We start from the raw sequence: 14,878 nt of genomic DNA on the forward strand, positions 1-14,878 counted from the left end.
CCGATACATCAGGCGTCGGCCGTCCGCGATCACGTCACACCGCGACGGCCCCCGGGACCCGCCGCGAGCGGGGGACGCCGAGGGCGGGCTTGGCTAGGCTGGAGTCCGTGCCGGGTGTCCGTCAGGTGGTCGACTACGCGCTCCAGCGCCGCGCGGCGCTGGCGGACGTCGCGGCGGGCCGTGTGGCCACCGCCGACGCCTGTGACGCCGGCACCTACCTGCTCCAGGCCGCCTCGTACCACGGTCGGCCCACCACCCGGACCTGCCCGCTGTGCCACCGCGACCCGCTCGTCGAGGTCATGTGGATCTTCGGGGAACGGCTCGGCGCCGCGGCCGGATCCGCTCGTTCCGCCGACGAGATCAGCCGTCTGGCGGATGCGATCAGCGAGTTCACCGTGCACGTCGTGGAGGTCTGCCGATCGTGCCGGTGGAACCACCTCGTACAGTCATACGTCTTGGGAACCGACGATGCGTCGGGAGGGGGACGCCGGCGACGCCGGACCGCCTCCCCCTGACGCCGGTCGGACCCGGTACCGAACGGGAACGCCCACGGGCCTGAAGAGGGAACCACCCGGCATCGGGAGGCGATCGGTGGACGACGAGCGGCGCACGGAGCGCGGAGGCGCACGACCCTCCGCGCCCGATCGCGGCACCCCGCCCGCACCGCCGGCCCGGTCCGGCCCGCGCGGCGACCGCAACGGGGGCCCGCCCCCCGGTCCGAACGGTCGGCCGCCGGGGCCCGGTGCCCCGCCGCAGGGCCGCCCACCCCAGGGTCCCCCGCCTCCCCACCCGCAGGGACGTCCGCCGCAGGGCCCCCCGCCCGGCGGACCCGGCCCGCACGGCGGCCTCCCGCCCGGCTGGCGGCCCGTGCCGCCGTCGCAGAACCCGACCCACCACCCGGACCACCACCCGGACCACCACGCCGACCACCGCCCCGACCGGGGTCCCGCCGACGCGCCCACCGTCTCCAACGGCGCCGCTGTCGGCGCGCCCGCCGCACGACGCAGCGCCGTCGGCACCGTCACCCCGCCCGAGGGGCGGGAGACGACGCGCGAGCCCCGCCTGCTGACCCACGACAGCGGCCGGCCGACCCGTGTCGACGGCGAGGGACGCACCGGGACGCGGGCGATGGGGGCCACCTCGGCCTCCTCGGCCACCTCGGCCACCTCCCGCTCGGCCATGGCGGCGGGCGGGCTCTCCGGCACCGCCGTCGCGCCGGCGCGCACGCGTCCCGGCCGTGGGGACGACGGCGGCGGCGGCGAGCCGCCGCGCGGGCGTGGCCCCAAGCGGCCCGGGCCGGACCCGGGCAAGCGCCGCGGGCGCCGCGTCCGGCGCATCGTCTACGTCCTGCTCGGCGTGCTGATCCTCGGCCCGGTGCTCGCGTTCGCCGTCGGCTGGATCTTCTTCCGGGTCCCGACGCCCGACGACGCGACGAACAACCAGCTCGCGACCATCTCCTACGCCAACGGCTCCTCGCTGGCCTCGCTCGTGCCCGAGCAGGGCAACCGGATCAAGGTGCCGATCACCCAGGTGCCGCTGCACGTCCAGCAGTCCGTGCTCTCGGCCGAGGACCGCTCCTTCTACTCCAACCTCGGTTTCGACCCCGTCGGCATCCTGCGGGCCGTGTGGCTCCAGGCCACCGGCGGCAGCGGCGGCGGGTCGACGATCACCCAGCAGTACGTCAAGAACACGCTGGTCGGCGACGAGTACTCGATCTGGCGCAAGTACCGCGAGGTGGTGATCGCGGCGAAGATCTCCCAGGAGCAGAGCAAGGAGGAGATCCTCGGCAACTACCTCAACACCATCTACTTCGGCCGCGGCGCCTACGGCATCCAGGCCGCGTCCCAGGCGTACTTCGGCAAGGACGTCTCGCAGCTCTCGGTCTCCGAGGGCGCGATGCTCGCCGGGCTGATCCAGTCGCCGTCGCGCTGGGACCCCGCGGTCGACCGCGGGATGTCCGAGCAGCGCTGGAACTTCGTGCTCGACGGCATGGTGAGCCAGAACTGGCTGCCCGCCGCCGAACGCGCCGGGCAGGCGTTCCCGAACGCGATCCCGCCCCAGCCGCGGCGCAGCGGCATCCCGGACAACGACCGCGGGCACATCGTCTCGGCGGTCCGCAACGAGCTGAACTCGTACGGCATCACCGAGCAACAGGTGAACCAGGAGGGGCTCCAGGTCACCACGACGATCGACCCGGACCTGCAGGACCAGGCGGTCGAGTCGGTGGAACGCCAGCTCCGGGGGCAGCCGCAGAACCTGCGCACCGCGCTGGTGTCGGTCGACCCCCGCACCGGCTCGGTCCTCGCCTACTACGGCGGCGAGGACGGCTCCGGGTTCGACTACGCCCAGGCCCAGCGCCAGCCCGGGTCGTCGTTCAAGCCGTTCGTGCTCCTCGCGGGGCTGCAGCGCAACCCCTCGCCGATCGGCCTCGGGACGACGTTCGACGGCTCCAGCCCGCAGACCATCGCGGGCACCGAGGTGGCCAACAACGAGGGCGAGAACTGCGCCAACTGCGACCTGCGCACCGCGATGACGCAGTCGATCAACACCGTCTTCTACCAGCTCGGCGTGCAGGTCGGTCCGCAGCGCGTGGCCGACGCCGCCCACCAGGCGGGCATCTCGGCCGACCTGCCGAACCCCAGCGGCGGCATCTCGCTCGGTGACCGCGAGGTCCGCCCCGGCGACATGGCCGCGGCGTACGCGACGTTCGCGGCCGACGGCGTCTACCACCGGCCGCACCTCGTCAGCCGCGTCACCACCGCCGACGGGCGCGTCCTGTTCGACGCGGGCGCACCGGCCGGCGAGACGCGGATGACCCAGCAGCTGGCCCGCAACGTCACCGAGTCGATGCTGCAGGTGGCCGACCACTCCGGCATCCCGCTCTCCGGCGGGCGCCCGGTCGGGGCCAAGACCGGCACCGTCCAGTCCTCGGTCGAGGGCCAGAACAACGACGCCTGGACGGTCGGGTTCACCCCGTCGATGTCGACGGCGGTCTGGGTGGGCACCGACGACAACACGCCGATCAAGAACCGCGAGGGCCGGCCGATCTACGGCCGCGGTGTGCCCGGCCAGATCTGGCAGGGCTACATGAACGACGCCCTGCGCGGCGACCCCGTCGAGCAGTTCTCGGACTTCCGTCCGATCGGCACCCCGCCCCAGACCACCCCGACCGCGCCCCCGAACGCCCCGCAGAACTGCGTCGAGGGGCAGCCCTGCCCGCCGGAGAACCCGCAGCAGGGCGGCGACCAAGGGCAGTACGGCGGCGACCAGGGCCAGTACGGCGGCGACCAGGGCCAGTACGGCGGCGGTGGCGGCGACCAGGGCCAGGGTGGCGGTGACCAGGGCCAAGGCGGCGGCGGTGGCGACCAGGGCGGCGGCGACCAGGGCGGCGGCGGAGACGGCGGTGGTGGCGGCGGCGACGGTGGCGGCGGCGGTGGAGACGGCGGCGGTGGTGGAGACGGCGGCGGTGGCGGTGGGGGCGGTCTCTTCGGTGGTTGACCGGCCGGCTGACGGCCGCGACGCCGGGGGGACGGCGTGACCGGCGCGCCCACCCGGACGGACTCCACCGGGTCGTCCGGACGGGCCCGCACCCACGACCCGTCGTCGCTCGGGCCCGACCAGCGGGTGCGTCCCACCCAGGAGGACCCGTTCGTCGCGTCGCTGTCGACGGTGGTCGGCGGGCCGCTCGGCGAGCACGCCGTCGCCGGACGCGCGCGGTTCCTCACGCCGTTGCGGGTCGTGCTGCTCCTCGCGGTCGTCGTGCTCTCGCTCGCGTGGTTCGCCAAGGCCCCGTGCCTGCAGCAGTACCCGGGGGAGAACGGGCTCGAGCTCGACTGGCGTGACGGCCGCCAGTACGTGGCGATGTGCTACTCCGACACGGTTCCGCTCTACACCGCAGAACGGCTCGACGTCGGCGGCGTGCCCTACGTGACGTCGTGGGTGGACCGCCGCGACGACGGCAGCGAGCAGGTCCGCTACATGGAGTACCCGGTGCTCACGGGGTTCTTCCAGTGGGCCAACGCGCGCCTCGCCGACGCGTGGCTCGCCGGCGCGGACGCGGGGCTGCTGCCGGGCGGGCTGGCGGTGGTCGTCTACTTCGACCTGTCGGTGCTCTGGCTCGCGCTCGCGTGGATCGTCACGGTGTGGGCGCTGGTGCGCCTGCGACCCGGGCGTCCCTGGGACGCCGCCCTCGCCGCCGTGTCGCCGCTGGTCGCGGTGCACGCGTTCACCAACTTCGACACCCTCGCCGTGGCCGCGGCGACGCTCGGGATGCTCGCCTGGGCGCGCCGACGACCGGTGCTCGCCGGGGTGGTCCTCGGCGTCGGCGCCGCCGCCAAGCTCTACCCGCTGTTCCTGCTCTTCCCGCTGCTGCTGCTGTGCCTGCGGGCGGGGCGGCTGCGGCCCTGGGCGCAGGCGACGGCGGCCGGGGTGCTCACCTGGTCGGCGATCAACCTCCCGGTGGCGCTGCTGGCGCCCGCGGGGTGGTGGGAGTTCTTCCGGCTCAACGGCCAGCGCGGCGCCGACCCGGACTCGCTCTACAACGTCGTCGCCGGCTTCACCGGCTGGAGCGGGTTCGACGGCCCGCTCGCCCCCGGCCAGCCGCCGTCGGTGCTCAACGCGGTGAGCGCCGTGCTGTTCGTGGTGTGCTGCCTGGCCATCGGCGTCCTCGTGGTGCGGGCGCCACGCCGGCCCCGCTTCGCGGCGATCGCGTTCCTCGTCATCGTCGCGTTCCTGCTGACCAACAAGGTCTGGAGCCCGCAGTACTCGCTGTGGCTCGTGCCGCTGGCCGTCCTCGCCTACCCGCGCTGGCGCCCGCTGCTCGCGTGGATGCTGGTCGACGCGCTGCTGTGGGCACCGCGGATGTACTACTACCTGGGCACCGACGCCAAGGGCCTGCCCGCGCCCTGGTTCTACGGGGCGGTCGTGGTCCGCGACGTCGTCGTCCTCGTCCTCGCGGCCCTCGTCGTCCGCTCGGTGCTGCGCCCCGAGCTCGACCCCGTCCGGACGCCGCGGGACCCGTCGTTCTCGCGGGGGCTCGACGACCCCGACGGCGGGGTGCTCGACGGGGCGCCGGACGACGCCCGCCGGCTCGCACGCGCCGACGCGGTGATCGAGCTCCTGGCCCGCCCGCTACGTCGTCGGGAACGGGCTGGAGTCCCTCGTTGAGGTCGTGTCCGCCGGTGCGGGCGTGTCGCTGGGCGACGGCTGCGGCGCACGGGTGAGGCTGGGCGTCACCACCGGGCGACCTACTCGTTGGTCACTTCGTGCCGCCGGTCGGCCCGCTCCCCCGTGGGGTCGGCCGGCACTCCCCGGGCATTCGGAGAAAGGTCCCTTCATGGCGCTGCGTGCTCCCCGCCGCCTCCTCACGGCCGTCCTCGCCGGTGGTCTGGTGACGGGTTCGCTCCTCCTCGGTGCCGGGTCCGCGCTCGCCGCCCCGGCCGCCGACGACGACATCGTCGAGGCGCGCTGCGGGCAGACCGTGCGCGCCGAGCCGGGCCAGACCGTCAAGGTCATCCCCGAGCTCGGTCTCCCGTTCGAGCGCGAGGTGCGCACCGGGATGGACCCGATCAGCCAGGTCGTCGGCGGGATCGGTGGGCTCCTCTGCCGCGTGCAGGTGCAGGTCGTCGAGCCCGTCGTGGGCGGGGTCGCCCAGGCAGCGCCGCCGCTGCGCCAGGCCACCGACCAGCTGAGCCGCAGCACCGGCGCCGTGCTCGATCCGCAGCCGCGGGCCGCCGACCCGACGACGCAGGCGCGCGCCCTGCCCACGCCGGCCGCGGCCGCCGTGCCGACGCTGACGCCGCAGCAGGCCGCCGCGGCCGCGCCCGCCTTCGCGCCGGCGTTCGGCACGCTCCCCTCGTCCTTCCTGCGCTCGGCCAGCGGCCCGGCGCCGGGCGTGGCGGCCTACGACCCGAGGATGCTGCTCGGTTCGGCCTTCCCCGGCCTGCGCGCCGGGGCCCCGGCCTACCTCGGCTACGACCCGGCCAGCGCGGTGACCACCGCGAGCCAGGTCCAGGCCCTGCCCGTCGACGGGCTGGCCGACGGCGGCGTGGGCGTGCCGGCCCTGATCGCGGTCCTCGCCCTCTCCGGTGTCGCGGCGTTCGCCGTGCGGCGGATCGTGCTCGGCGTCGCGCCGGCCGCGAGCGCGACGGGTGCCGGCGCCGTGACCGGCTCGGCCGCCCCGACGGCGGAGCCGGCCGACGAGGCCCTCGACCCGGCTGACGAGGCCGACACCGCCGACCCCGCCGACCCCGCCGACCCCGCCGACACCGACGAGGCCGAGGACGACCAGGACGACGAGACCGCGGTCGCCGCCGCGACCACGTCCGGACGGACGCCCGTCCCCGCCTGACGGCCACCGGCACCGAGCGCCCCACGGTCCGCGCGAACCGCACGGAACCGTGGGGCGTTCTGCTGCGTCGGACCTGGTAGGGCCTCGACGGGACGCCGCACGCCGGTTGGTAATCTGGTCCTCCCGAGACCCTCCTGCCACGGAACGTCCGTGGCCGCCGAGCCCATAGGAGGTGAGTGGTTCTCGTGCGCCACTACGAACTGGTCGTGATCCTCGAGCCGAGCCTCGACGAGCGCACCGTCGCCCCGTCCCTCGAGACGTTCCTCAACGTGGTCCGCAACGATGGCGGCACCGTCGAGAACGTCGAGGTGTGGGGCCGTCGCCGTCTCTCCTACGAGATCGACAAGCACGCCGAGGGCATCTACGCCGTCCTCGACATCAACTGCGAGCCCGCCACGGTCAAGGAGATGGACCGGCAGCTCGCGCTGAACGAGTCCGTCCTGCGGACCAAGGTCATGCGCCGCGATCCCGCCTTCGCCGGGCGGCGGGGCAAGGCGAACTGATGGCCGGCGACACGGTCATCACCGTGGTCGGCAACCTCACCGCCGACCCGGAGCTGCGGTTCACGCCGTCCGGTGCCGCCGTCGCCAACTTCACGGTCGCGTCGACGCCACGCACCTTCGACCGCCAGAGCGGCGAGTGGAAGGACGGCGAGGCGCTCTTCCTGCGCTGCAACATCTGGCGGCAGGCGGCGGAGAACGTCGCCGAGACGCTGACGCGCGGCGCGCGCGTGATCGTGCAGGGCCGTCTCAAGCAGCGCTCCTTCGAGACCCGTGAGGGCGAGAAGCGCACCGTCATCGAGCTCGAGGTCGACGAGATCGGCCCCTCGCTGCGCTACGCCACGGCGTCGGTCACCAAGGCCTCCCGTGGGGGCGGCGGTGGCGGCGGCTACGGCGGTGGCGGCGGCAACGGGGGCGGTGGCTACGGCGGCTCCGGTGGTTCCGGCGGCGGCGGTGGCTACGGCGGGTCCGACGACCCGTGGGCCTCGGCCCCGGCGGCCGGCTCCTCCGGCGGCGGCGGTGGCGGCTACGACGACGAGCCCCCCTTCTAAGACTCACTCATCCCAGTTCTGCTCAGGAGAAGGAACACCATGGCGAAGCCGCCGGTGCGGAAGCCGAAGAAGAAGGTCTGCACCTTCTGCAAGGACAAGAACCAAGAGATCGACTACAAGGACACCAACCTCCTGCGGAAGTACATCTCCGACCGCGGCAAGATCCGCGCGCGCCGGGTGTCGGGCAACTGCTCGCAGCACCAGCGCGACGTGGCGGTCGCGGTGAAGAACTCCCGCGAGATGGCCCTGCTGCCCTACACCTCGACCGCGCGCTGAGGGAGGACGACATGAAGCTCATCCTCACCGCCGACGTCCCCAACCTCGGGGGCCCCGGCGACAACGTCGAGGTCAAGGACGGCTACGGCCGCAACTTCCTGCTGCCCCGCGGGCTGGCCATCGTCGCCAGCCGTGGCGCGCAGAAGCAGGTCGAGACGATCCGCCGCACCCAGGAGGGCAAGCGGATCCGCGACCTCGACCACGCCAAGGAGGTCGCCGGGCAGATCCAGGGCCTCGGCACCGTCACGGTCACCGGCAAGGCCGGCCAGGGCGGGCGCCTCTTCGGCTCGGTCACCCCGGCCGACGTCGTGGCCGCGGTCCGCTCGCAGGGCGGCCCGAACCTCGACAAGCGGTTCATCGACATCACCGGGCACATCAAATCGACCGGCGACCACTCGGTCACCGTCCGGCTGCACCCGGACGTCGCGGTCGACCTGCCCCTGGACGTCCAGGGCGCCTGACCGCCGCGCAGCACCCCACGTCGGGCCCCACCGTGCACCTCGGCGTGTCGGTAGATCGGCGTGTCGTGTCAGCGGCGTGGCGCCGCAGACGTTCAGTGTCCGTGACGCCACTCCGATCATGAACCTGTGGATCACCGCTCACCCGCCCGGCGAGCACGGCCCGCCGCTCGGCTCGCCACGCCCCGCGAGCGGACGAACACGCCGACGACACGCCCCCGAGCGACGCGCCGTACGCGGTTCATCCACTTGTTGTCCACAGTGCGCACAGGCCCGTGATCAGCACCGATGCTCGGTGGGGAGCGGTTGCCAACAGGTTGTCCCCAGGTGTGTGCCCACCTCAGGGGTGTGCTCGGTGGACCGATCCCGGGTCTGTCCCCAGGCCATCCCCAGGGGCGGGTTGGGCCTTCGCGGCGGGGGACCTAGCGTGCCCGGGACGCGGTCGCGACGGCTGCCGTCGGGCTCCGCCGCGTGCGGGACCCGCCGGAGTGTCGGTGGGCGCTGCTAGAACTGGTGTTCGACGGCCGTCGGTCGTCGGAGCGGTGTCCGGGCGAGCAGAGGGAGTGACCGTCGTGGCGGTGCTGGACGACCGGGGGACGTCCGGGCGAGGTCAGGACCGGCCGGGTGCCTCGACGCCCGAGTTCGACCGGCAGCCGCCGCAGGACCTCCCCGCGGAGCAGTCGGTGCTCGGCGCGATCCTGCTGTCCAAGGACGCGATCGCCGACGTCGTCGAGATGCTCAAGCCGGACGACTTCTACCGTCCGGCCCACCAGACGGTCTACGAGTGCGTGCTCGACCTCTACGGCCGCGGCGAGCCCGCCGACCCCGTGACGGTCTCGGCCGAGCTCGAGAAGCGCGGCGAGCTGCTGCGGATCGGCGGCGCGCCGTACCTGCACACGCTCATCGCGACGGTGCCGACGGCCGCCAACGCCGGCTACTACGCCGAGATCGTGGCCGACCGCGCGATCCTGCGCCGCCTCGTCGAGGCGGGCACGCGCATCGTCCAGCTCGGCTACCACGGTGCCGAGGGCTCGGACACCGACGACATCGTCGACCGCGCCCAAGCCGCCGTCTACGAGGTCACCGACCGCCGCGTCACCGAGGACTACGTGGCCCTCGAGGACGTCCTGCAGCCCACGATGGACGAGATCGACGCCATCGCCTCACGCGGCGGCGTCTCGTTCGGCGTGCCCACCGGCTTCACCGACCTCGACGACGTCACCAACGGCCTGCACGCCGGCCAGATGATCATCGTGGCCGCCAGGCCCGGCATCGGGAAGGCCCTCGCGCTCGACACCCCGCTCGCCACTCCCGAGGGGTGGACGACGATGGGCGAGGTCGCCGTGGGCGATCTCCTGATCGACGCGACGGGCCGGCCGACCCGGGTGGTCGCGGCCACGGAGGTCATGGACGACCGACCGTGCTACGAGGTCGAGTTCTCCGACGGCACGGTGCTCGTGGCCGACGAGGCGCACCAGTGGCTCACCGACACGCGGGCGTCGCGGCGGTCGGCGTCCGTCACGGCCCAGGTGCGCACCACCGCGGAGATCGCCTCGACCCTGCGGTGCGCGACCGCCGATCGTCGCGTCAACCACTCGGTGCGGGCCGCCCAGCCGCTCGAGCTCCCCGAGCGCGACCTGCTGGTCCCTCCCTATGCCCTCGGGGTGTGGTTGGGAGACGGCACGTCCGCCTCGGCGTCCTTCACCAGCGCCGACCCGGAGATCGCCGCCCACGTCGAGGCCGAGGGACTCGAGGCGCCCGCCCTCGGTGCCCCCATGCGCTACGGTCTGCGGCTGCCGGCCGACCCGACACCCAGCGTGCGCTCCTGCGCGGTCTGCGGGACCGAGTTCCTGCCCGCGACGTCAGAGGTCCGCACGTGCGGGCGCTCGTGCGGCGGGAAGGCCCGCTTCCTCTCCGCCCCTGTTCCGCCCCCACGTTGCCCGGACTGCGGCGGCCCGTCGTGCGGGCTCGTCCGCTGCCAGGCGTGCCGCGATCGCCACGGGACGGTGCAGGCGCGCCTGCGGACCCTCGGCGTGCTCGGCGACAAGCACATCCCGACGCAGTACCTGCGCGGATCCGAGGCGCAGCGCCGCTCCCTGCTCGCCGGTCTGCTCGACACCGACGGCACGGTGCTGCCGACCGGGGTGGTGCAGTTCGCCGTGACGAGCGCCCGCCTGGCGTCCGACTTCGCCGAGCTCGTCGCGAGTCTGGGTCTCCGGTGCTCGACCGTCACCAAGAAGGTGAACGGTCGCACCGACGAGTCGAGCACGGCCTACCTCGTCACCTTCTCCACCACGCAGACCGTCTTCCGGCTCGAGCGCAAGCGCCTCGCCCACAAGGAGCGCCAGGGGGCGACCGACGCCACCCGCACCGGCCTGCGCTACATCGTCGACGTCCGGCCGGTGCCTTCCGTGGCGGTGCGCTGCGTCGAGGTCGACAACGCCGACCACCTCTACCTCGCGGGTCGATCGATGGTGCCGACCCACAACTCGACGCTCGGCATGGACTTCGCCCGCTCGGCCAGCGTCAAGCACGGTCTGACCTCGGCGTTCTTCTCGCTGGAGATGAGTCGCACCGAGATCGTCATGCGCCTGCTCTCCGCCGAGGCGAAGATCCGTCTGGCGGACATGCGCGCCGGCACGATGACCGACGACGACTGGACGCGGCTGGCCCGGCGCATGAGCGAGATCAGCGAGGCGCCGCTGTTCATCGACGACTCGCCCAACATGACGATCATGGAGATCCGCGCGAAGGCACGGCGGCTCAAGCAGCGCCACGACCTCAAGCTGATCATCCTCGACTACATGCAGCTGATGACCTCGGGCAAGAAGGTCGAGTCCCGCCAGCAGGAGGTCTCGGAGTTCTCCCGTCAGCTCAAGCTGCTGGCCAAGGAGCTCGAGGTGCCGCTGGTCGCGATCAGCCAGCTCAACCGCGGTCCCGAGCAGCGCACCGACAAGAAGCCGATGCTCTCCGACCTCCGTGAGTCCGGGTCGCTGGAGCAGGACGCGGACATGGTCATGCTCATCAGCCGTCCCGACGCCTTCGAGCGCGACGACCCCCGGGCCGGCGAGGCCGACCTGATCCTCGCCAAGCACCGCAACGGCCCCACGGCGACCATCACCGTGGCCCACCAGCTGCACTACAGCCGGTTCAGCGACATCGCCAGGGGCTGAGGTCCGCGATGCCGCCGCGTGCGCCTCAGGCGGGGCGCAAGGGGCGCACCACGGCGGCGGCGAGGGTCAGGAGCAGCACCATGAACCCCACGGTCGCGGGCCAGCCCGCGAGGCCGTAGGCCACGCCCCCGAGCGTCCCGCCCACCGAGGACCCGACGTAGTACGCGCCGAGGTAGAGCCCCGACGCCACGGCCCGGCCGTGCTCGGCGCGCCGGCCGACCCATGCGCTCGCGACGGTGTGGGCGGCGAAGAAGCCGACCGTCAGCAGCGCCAGCCCCGCCACGACCACGCCCACCGACGGCGCGAGCATCGCCACCGCCCCGACGGCCGCCACGCCGGCCGAGCCCAGGAGCACGGGACGGGCCCCGAGCCGGTCGGCAAGGCGACCCGCACGGGTCGAGGTGGCCGTCCCGACCGCGTAGAGCACGAACACGAACCCGACGACGAGGGCGGGCAGGCGGAACGGCGGGCCGAGCAGCACGAACGTCACATAGTTGTAGGCGCACACGAACACGCCCATGACGAGCAGGCCGACGGCGTAGAGGCGGCGCATCACCGGATCGGCGAGGTGCACCCGGGCCGACGCGACGAGTTCGCCCACCCCGACGGGTCTCGGACGGAACCGCCGCGACGCGGGCAGCACCAGGGCGAACACGAGCAGGCACACGCCCGAGAGCAGCGCGATCCCTCCGAGCGCCCAGCGCCAGGAGCCGGTCAGGTCCGCGATCGTGCTGACGACGATCCGGCCCCCGAAGCCGCCCACCGAGTTGCCGGCGATGTAGAGGCCCATCGCGCCGCCGAGGTGCGCACCGTCGATCTCGTCGGCGAGGTAGGCCATCCCGACGGCGGGCAGCCCGGCGAGCGCCAGGCCCTCGAGCCCGCGCAGGACGAGCAGCGGGACGAAGCCGGGGACGACGGCCGCCAAGAGGCCGAACACCACCGCCGCCGCCAGCGAGGCGACCATCACGGGGCGGCGGCCCCAGCGTTCCGAGAGCGCGCTGGCCGGGATCACGCCGACGGCGAGCCCGGCCGTCGTCACCGAGATCGAGAGCGACGCCGTGCCGGGGGTGATGCCGTAGGCGTCGACGAGCGCGGGCAGCAGCGGCTGGGTGGCGTAGAGCAGCGCGAACGTCGTGAAGCCCGCGAAGAACAGCCCGACGGCGACAGGGCGGAAGCCGGGCTGCCCGCGGCGCAGGGCCGCCGGATGCGCGAGCTCCACCGACGTCGACATCGTTGCCGAGGCTAACTGTCTGGAGGGCTCTCCCGCTGCGTCTCCTGTGTCACTGGTCGAGCTCCGCAGGCTCCGTCTCCTCTGTCACCCACGCCAGATACGGCCCGTGTCCTCCGACGACCGGCAGCACGAGCACCTCGGGCACGTCGTAGGTGTGCTCGTCGACGAGGCGGGCGCTGAGGTCGTCGACGCGGGCGGCGTCGGTCTTGAGCCAGAGCTGCCACTCCGCCTCCACCGACACCGCGCCCTCCCAGCGGAACACACTGCGCACCGGCCCGGAGATCTGCACGCACGCCGCGAGGTGCGCGTCGACCAGCACGCGGGCCAGGCGCTCGGCGTCCTCGGCGGAGTCGGTGGTGGTGAGCACGACGCGCGCGGTCGTCTCGGCAGCCATGGGACCTCCCCGTCGACGGCGGTCGTGCCACGATGCGCCGATGCTCCTCGTCACCGGCGCCACGGGCTTCGTCGGGTCGGCCGTCGCGGCGTACCTGCACGAGCAGGGCCACCCGGTCCGGGCGGTGGTCCGCGACCCGTCGCGCGCCGACGTCCTCCCCGACGGCGTCGAACGGGTGGCCGCCGACCTCGCCGACGCCGACTCGCTGGCCCGGGCCATCGACGGCTGCGAGGGCGTGTTCCACCTCGCCGCGGCGGTCGGGGCGCCGGGGCCGGAGGCGCGAGAGCTCAACGTCGGCGGCACCCGCCGTGTCGTCGACGCGGCGCGACGTGCGGGGGTGCGGCTCGTCCACACCTCGACGAGCGCGGCCGTCTGCGTCCCCGACCCCGACGGGCCCGGCTGTGTCGTCGACGAGGACGCCGCGGGTGGCACGGCCCTCACCGACACCTACTCCCTCACGAAGGCCGAGGCGGAGGCGGTCGTCCTCGACGCCGTCGCGGAGGACGGGCTGGACGCCGTGGTCGCGACCGTCGTCAACGTGTACGGCCCGTCGCCCCGGGGCCCGCTGAGCTACAACCAGCTCTTCGCCGCCGCCGCCCGCGGCGAGGTCGGCGACATCGTCGACACCCGCGTCGGCTGGACGCTCGCGGAGGACGTCGCGGCGGGACAGCTGCTGGCGTTCACCCACGGCCGGACGGGCCGGCGCTACGTGCTCTGCGGGGAGATCGCGTCGTTCCCCGAGGTCCTCGACACCTACTGCGAGCTCGCCGGCAGCCCCCACCGGGTCCGGGCGCTGCCCGGCGGCAGCGAGCTCGGCCCCGACGCCCCGCCGTTCGCCGACCGGTCGGTCGTGTACGGCCGTCTCGGGGGGTACCGGGTGCGCGACGACGGCGCCCGCGCCCTCGGGGCCGCGCCGCGGGGCATCGCCGACGGGCTGGCGCTCACGGCGCGCTGGATGCCCCGCGGGTAAGCCTTTCGGGGACGTGCGGGAGGGTCCGGTGGGAGATGGGACACGCCCGACGTCGCTGGTCGGCCGGGGATGCCAGGCTGGATGGCACGGCTGAACCTGACACGGCCGGGAGAGAGTGAGCAGATGACCGACGACAGCGAGGTCGGGGGCGGCGTCGTCGCCGCCTCGGGACAGTTCACCCTGGGCGCGGACCTGAAGGTCCGTCGCCTCGGGTACGGCGCGATGCGCCTGACGGGCGAGGGCATCTGGGGTCCGCCGAAGGACGCGGACAACGCCCTCGCCGTGCTGCGGCGCGCGGTCGACCTCGGCGTGGACTTCATCGACACGGCCGACTCGTACGGCCCGTACGTGAGCGAGGAGCTCATCCGCGACGCGCTCTACCCCTACCGCGGGGTGACCGTCGCGACGAAGGCCGGCCTGCTGCGCACGGGGCCGAACAAGTGGATTCCCTGCGGGCGCCCGGACTACCTGCGCCAGGAGGCCGAGATGAGCCTGCGCCGCCTCGGCGTGGAGACGCTCGACCTCTTCCAGCTCCACCGCGTCGACCCGCACGTGGCCGCCGACGAGCAGTTCGGGCTGCTCGCCGACCTGCAGCGCGAGGGCAAGGTGCGCGAGGTCGGCCTGAGCCAGGTGTCCGTCGCCGAGATCGAGGCCGCCGGCAGGATCGTCGACGTGGCGTCCGTGCAGAACCGCTACAACCTCGTCGACCGCTCGTCCGACGACGTCCTGCGCCACTGCACCGAGCACGGCATCGGGTTCATCCCGTGGGCCCCCGCCGACGCGGGCAAGCTCGCCGAGCCGGGCAACGCCGCCGAGCGCGCCGCCGAGAAGTTCGGGGCGACGCCGGCCCAGGTGGCGCTCGCCTGGCTGCTGCAGCGCAGCTCGGTGATGCTCCCGATCCCGGGCACGAGCTCGCTCGAGCACCTCGAGGAGAACTGCGGCGCCGCGTCGCTGGAGCTCGACCGCGAGACCGTGG

The 14,878-nt window shown here is 73.8% G+C and carries 13 protein-coding genes; 11 read left to right on the plus strand and 2 right to left on the minus strand.

Features of this window, described 5'->3' with window-relative positions:
* The first annotated feature begins 107 nt into the window (after positions 1–107).
* The 9 genes from WCD41_RS10410 to dnaB all read left to right on the plus strand — a co-directional run bounded on the left by WCD41_RS10410 (position 108) and on the right by dnaB (position 11,307).
* Positions 108–515, plus strand: coding sequence for a DUF5318 family protein (locus WCD41_RS10410; protein WP_337713311.1), 408 nt, complete (start codon positions 108–110; stop codon positions 513–515).
* Positions 516–867: 352 nt separating this feature from the next.
* Positions 868–3,498, plus strand: coding sequence for a transglycosylase domain-containing protein (locus tag WCD41_RS10415; protein WP_337713312.1), 2,631 nt, complete (start codon positions 868–870; stop codon positions 3,496–3,498).
* Between the two features lie 36 nt (positions 3,499–3,534).
* A complete protein-coding gene (locus WCD41_RS10420; RefSeq protein ID WP_337713313.1) occupies positions 3,535–5,166 on the plus strand; it encodes a glycosyltransferase family 87 protein in 1,632 nt (543 codons plus the stop codon).
* Between the two features lie 169 nt (positions 5,167–5,335).
* Positions 5,336–6,349 carry a hypothetical protein gene (locus WCD41_RS10425; protein WP_337713314.1) on the plus strand — a complete coding sequence of 338 codons (1,014 nt, stop codon included), beginning with the start codon at positions 5,336–5,338 and terminating at the stop codon, positions 6,347–6,349.
* A 176-nt stretch (positions 6,350–6,525) separates the two neighbouring features.
* The gene (rpsF, locus tag WCD41_RS10430) at positions 6,526–6,852 is read left to right on the plus strand and encodes a 30S ribosomal protein S6 (RefSeq protein ID WP_444876298.1); all 327 of its coding nucleotides are present in this window, start codon (positions 6,526–6,528) and stop codon (positions 6,850–6,852) included.
* Positions 6,852–7,400 carry a single-stranded DNA-binding protein gene (locus WCD41_RS10435; protein ID WP_337713316.1) on the plus strand — a complete coding sequence of 183 codons (549 nt, stop codon included), beginning with the start codon at positions 6,852–6,854 and terminating at the stop codon, positions 7,398–7,400. Before rpsF ends, WCD41_RS10435 begins: the two co-directional genes overlap by 1 nt.
* Before the next feature lie 39 nt (positions 7,401–7,439).
* Positions 7,440–7,676, plus strand: a complete 237-nt coding sequence (rpsR, locus tag WCD41_RS10440; protein ID WP_337713317.1) for a 30S ribosomal protein S18 — start codon at positions 7,440–7,442, stop codon at positions 7,674–7,676.
* Between the two features lie 11 nt (positions 7,677–7,687).
* On the plus strand, positions 7,688–8,137 hold the full coding sequence (rplI, locus tag WCD41_RS10445; RefSeq protein WP_337713318.1) for a 50S ribosomal protein L9: 450 nt from the start codon (positions 7,688–7,690) through the stop codon (positions 8,135–8,137).
* Positions 8,138–8,706: 569 nt separating this feature from the next.
* Positions 8,707–11,307, plus strand: a complete 2,601-nt coding sequence (dnaB, locus tag WCD41_RS10450; protein WP_373695101.1) for a replicative DNA helicase — start codon at positions 8,707–8,709, stop codon at positions 11,305–11,307.
* A gap of 25 nt (positions 11,308–11,332) precedes the next feature.
* Here dnaB and WCD41_RS10455 read toward each other — a convergent pair whose 3' ends face one another.
* Both WCD41_RS10455 and cutA read right to left on the minus strand, forming a co-directional pair.
* Positions 11,333–12,538, minus strand: a complete 1,206-nt coding sequence (locus WCD41_RS10455; RefSeq protein ID WP_337713319.1) for an MFS transporter — start codon at positions 12,536–12,538, stop codon at positions 11,333–11,335.
* A 49-nt stretch (positions 12,539–12,587) separates the two neighbouring features.
* Entirely contained in the window at positions 12,588–12,932 is a 345-nt protein-coding gene (gene cutA, locus WCD41_RS10460) for a divalent-cation tolerance protein CutA (RefSeq protein WP_337713320.1), read from the minus strand.
* A 40-nt stretch (positions 12,933–12,972) separates the two neighbouring features.
* Here cutA and WCD41_RS10465 point away from each other — a divergent pair, with 40 nt between their 5' ends.
* A complete protein-coding gene (locus WCD41_RS10465; RefSeq protein WP_337713321.1) occupies positions 12,973–13,902 on the plus strand; it encodes an NAD-dependent epimerase/dehydratase family protein in 930 nt (309 codons plus the stop codon).
* 123 nt (positions 13,903–14,025) lie between these two features.
* Positions 14,026–14,878: aldo/keto reductase (locus WCD41_RS10470; protein ID WP_337713322.1), on the plus strand; the 853-nt coding region annotated here is incomplete at its 3' end.

The organism is Actinomycetospora aeridis (assembly GCF_037400275.1).
Classification (GTDB): domain Bacteria; phylum Actinomycetota; class Actinomycetes; order Mycobacteriales; family Pseudonocardiaceae; genus Actinomycetospora; species Actinomycetospora aeridis.

Coding starts and splice junctions, on each gene's coding strand:
- WCD41_RS10465 (WP_337713321.1), top strand. CDS start 12,973: ATGCTCCTCGTCACCGGCGCCACGGGCTTCGTCGGGTCGGCCGTCGCG.
- rpsR (WP_337713317.1), top strand. CDS start 7,440: ATGGCGAAGCCGCCGGTGCGGAAGCCGAAGAAGAAGGTCTGCACCTTC.
- WCD41_RS10435 (WP_337713316.1), top strand. CDS start 6,852: ATGGCCGGCGACACGGTCATCACCGTGGTCGGCAACCTCACCGCCGAC.
- WCD41_RS10455 (WP_337713319.1), bottom strand. CDS start 12,538: ATGTCGACGTCGGTGGAGCTCGCGCATCCGGCGGCCCTGCGCCGCGGG.
- WCD41_RS10425 (WP_337713314.1), top strand. CDS start 5,336: ATGGCGCTGCGTGCTCCCCGCCGCCTCCTCACGGCCGTCCTCGCCGGT.
- cutA (WP_337713320.1), bottom strand. CDS start 12,932: ATGGCTGCCGAGACGACCGCGCGCGTCGTGCTCACCACCACCGACTCC.
- rplI (WP_337713318.1), top strand. CDS start 7,688: ATGAAGCTCATCCTCACCGCCGACGTCCCCAACCTCGGGGGCCCCGGC.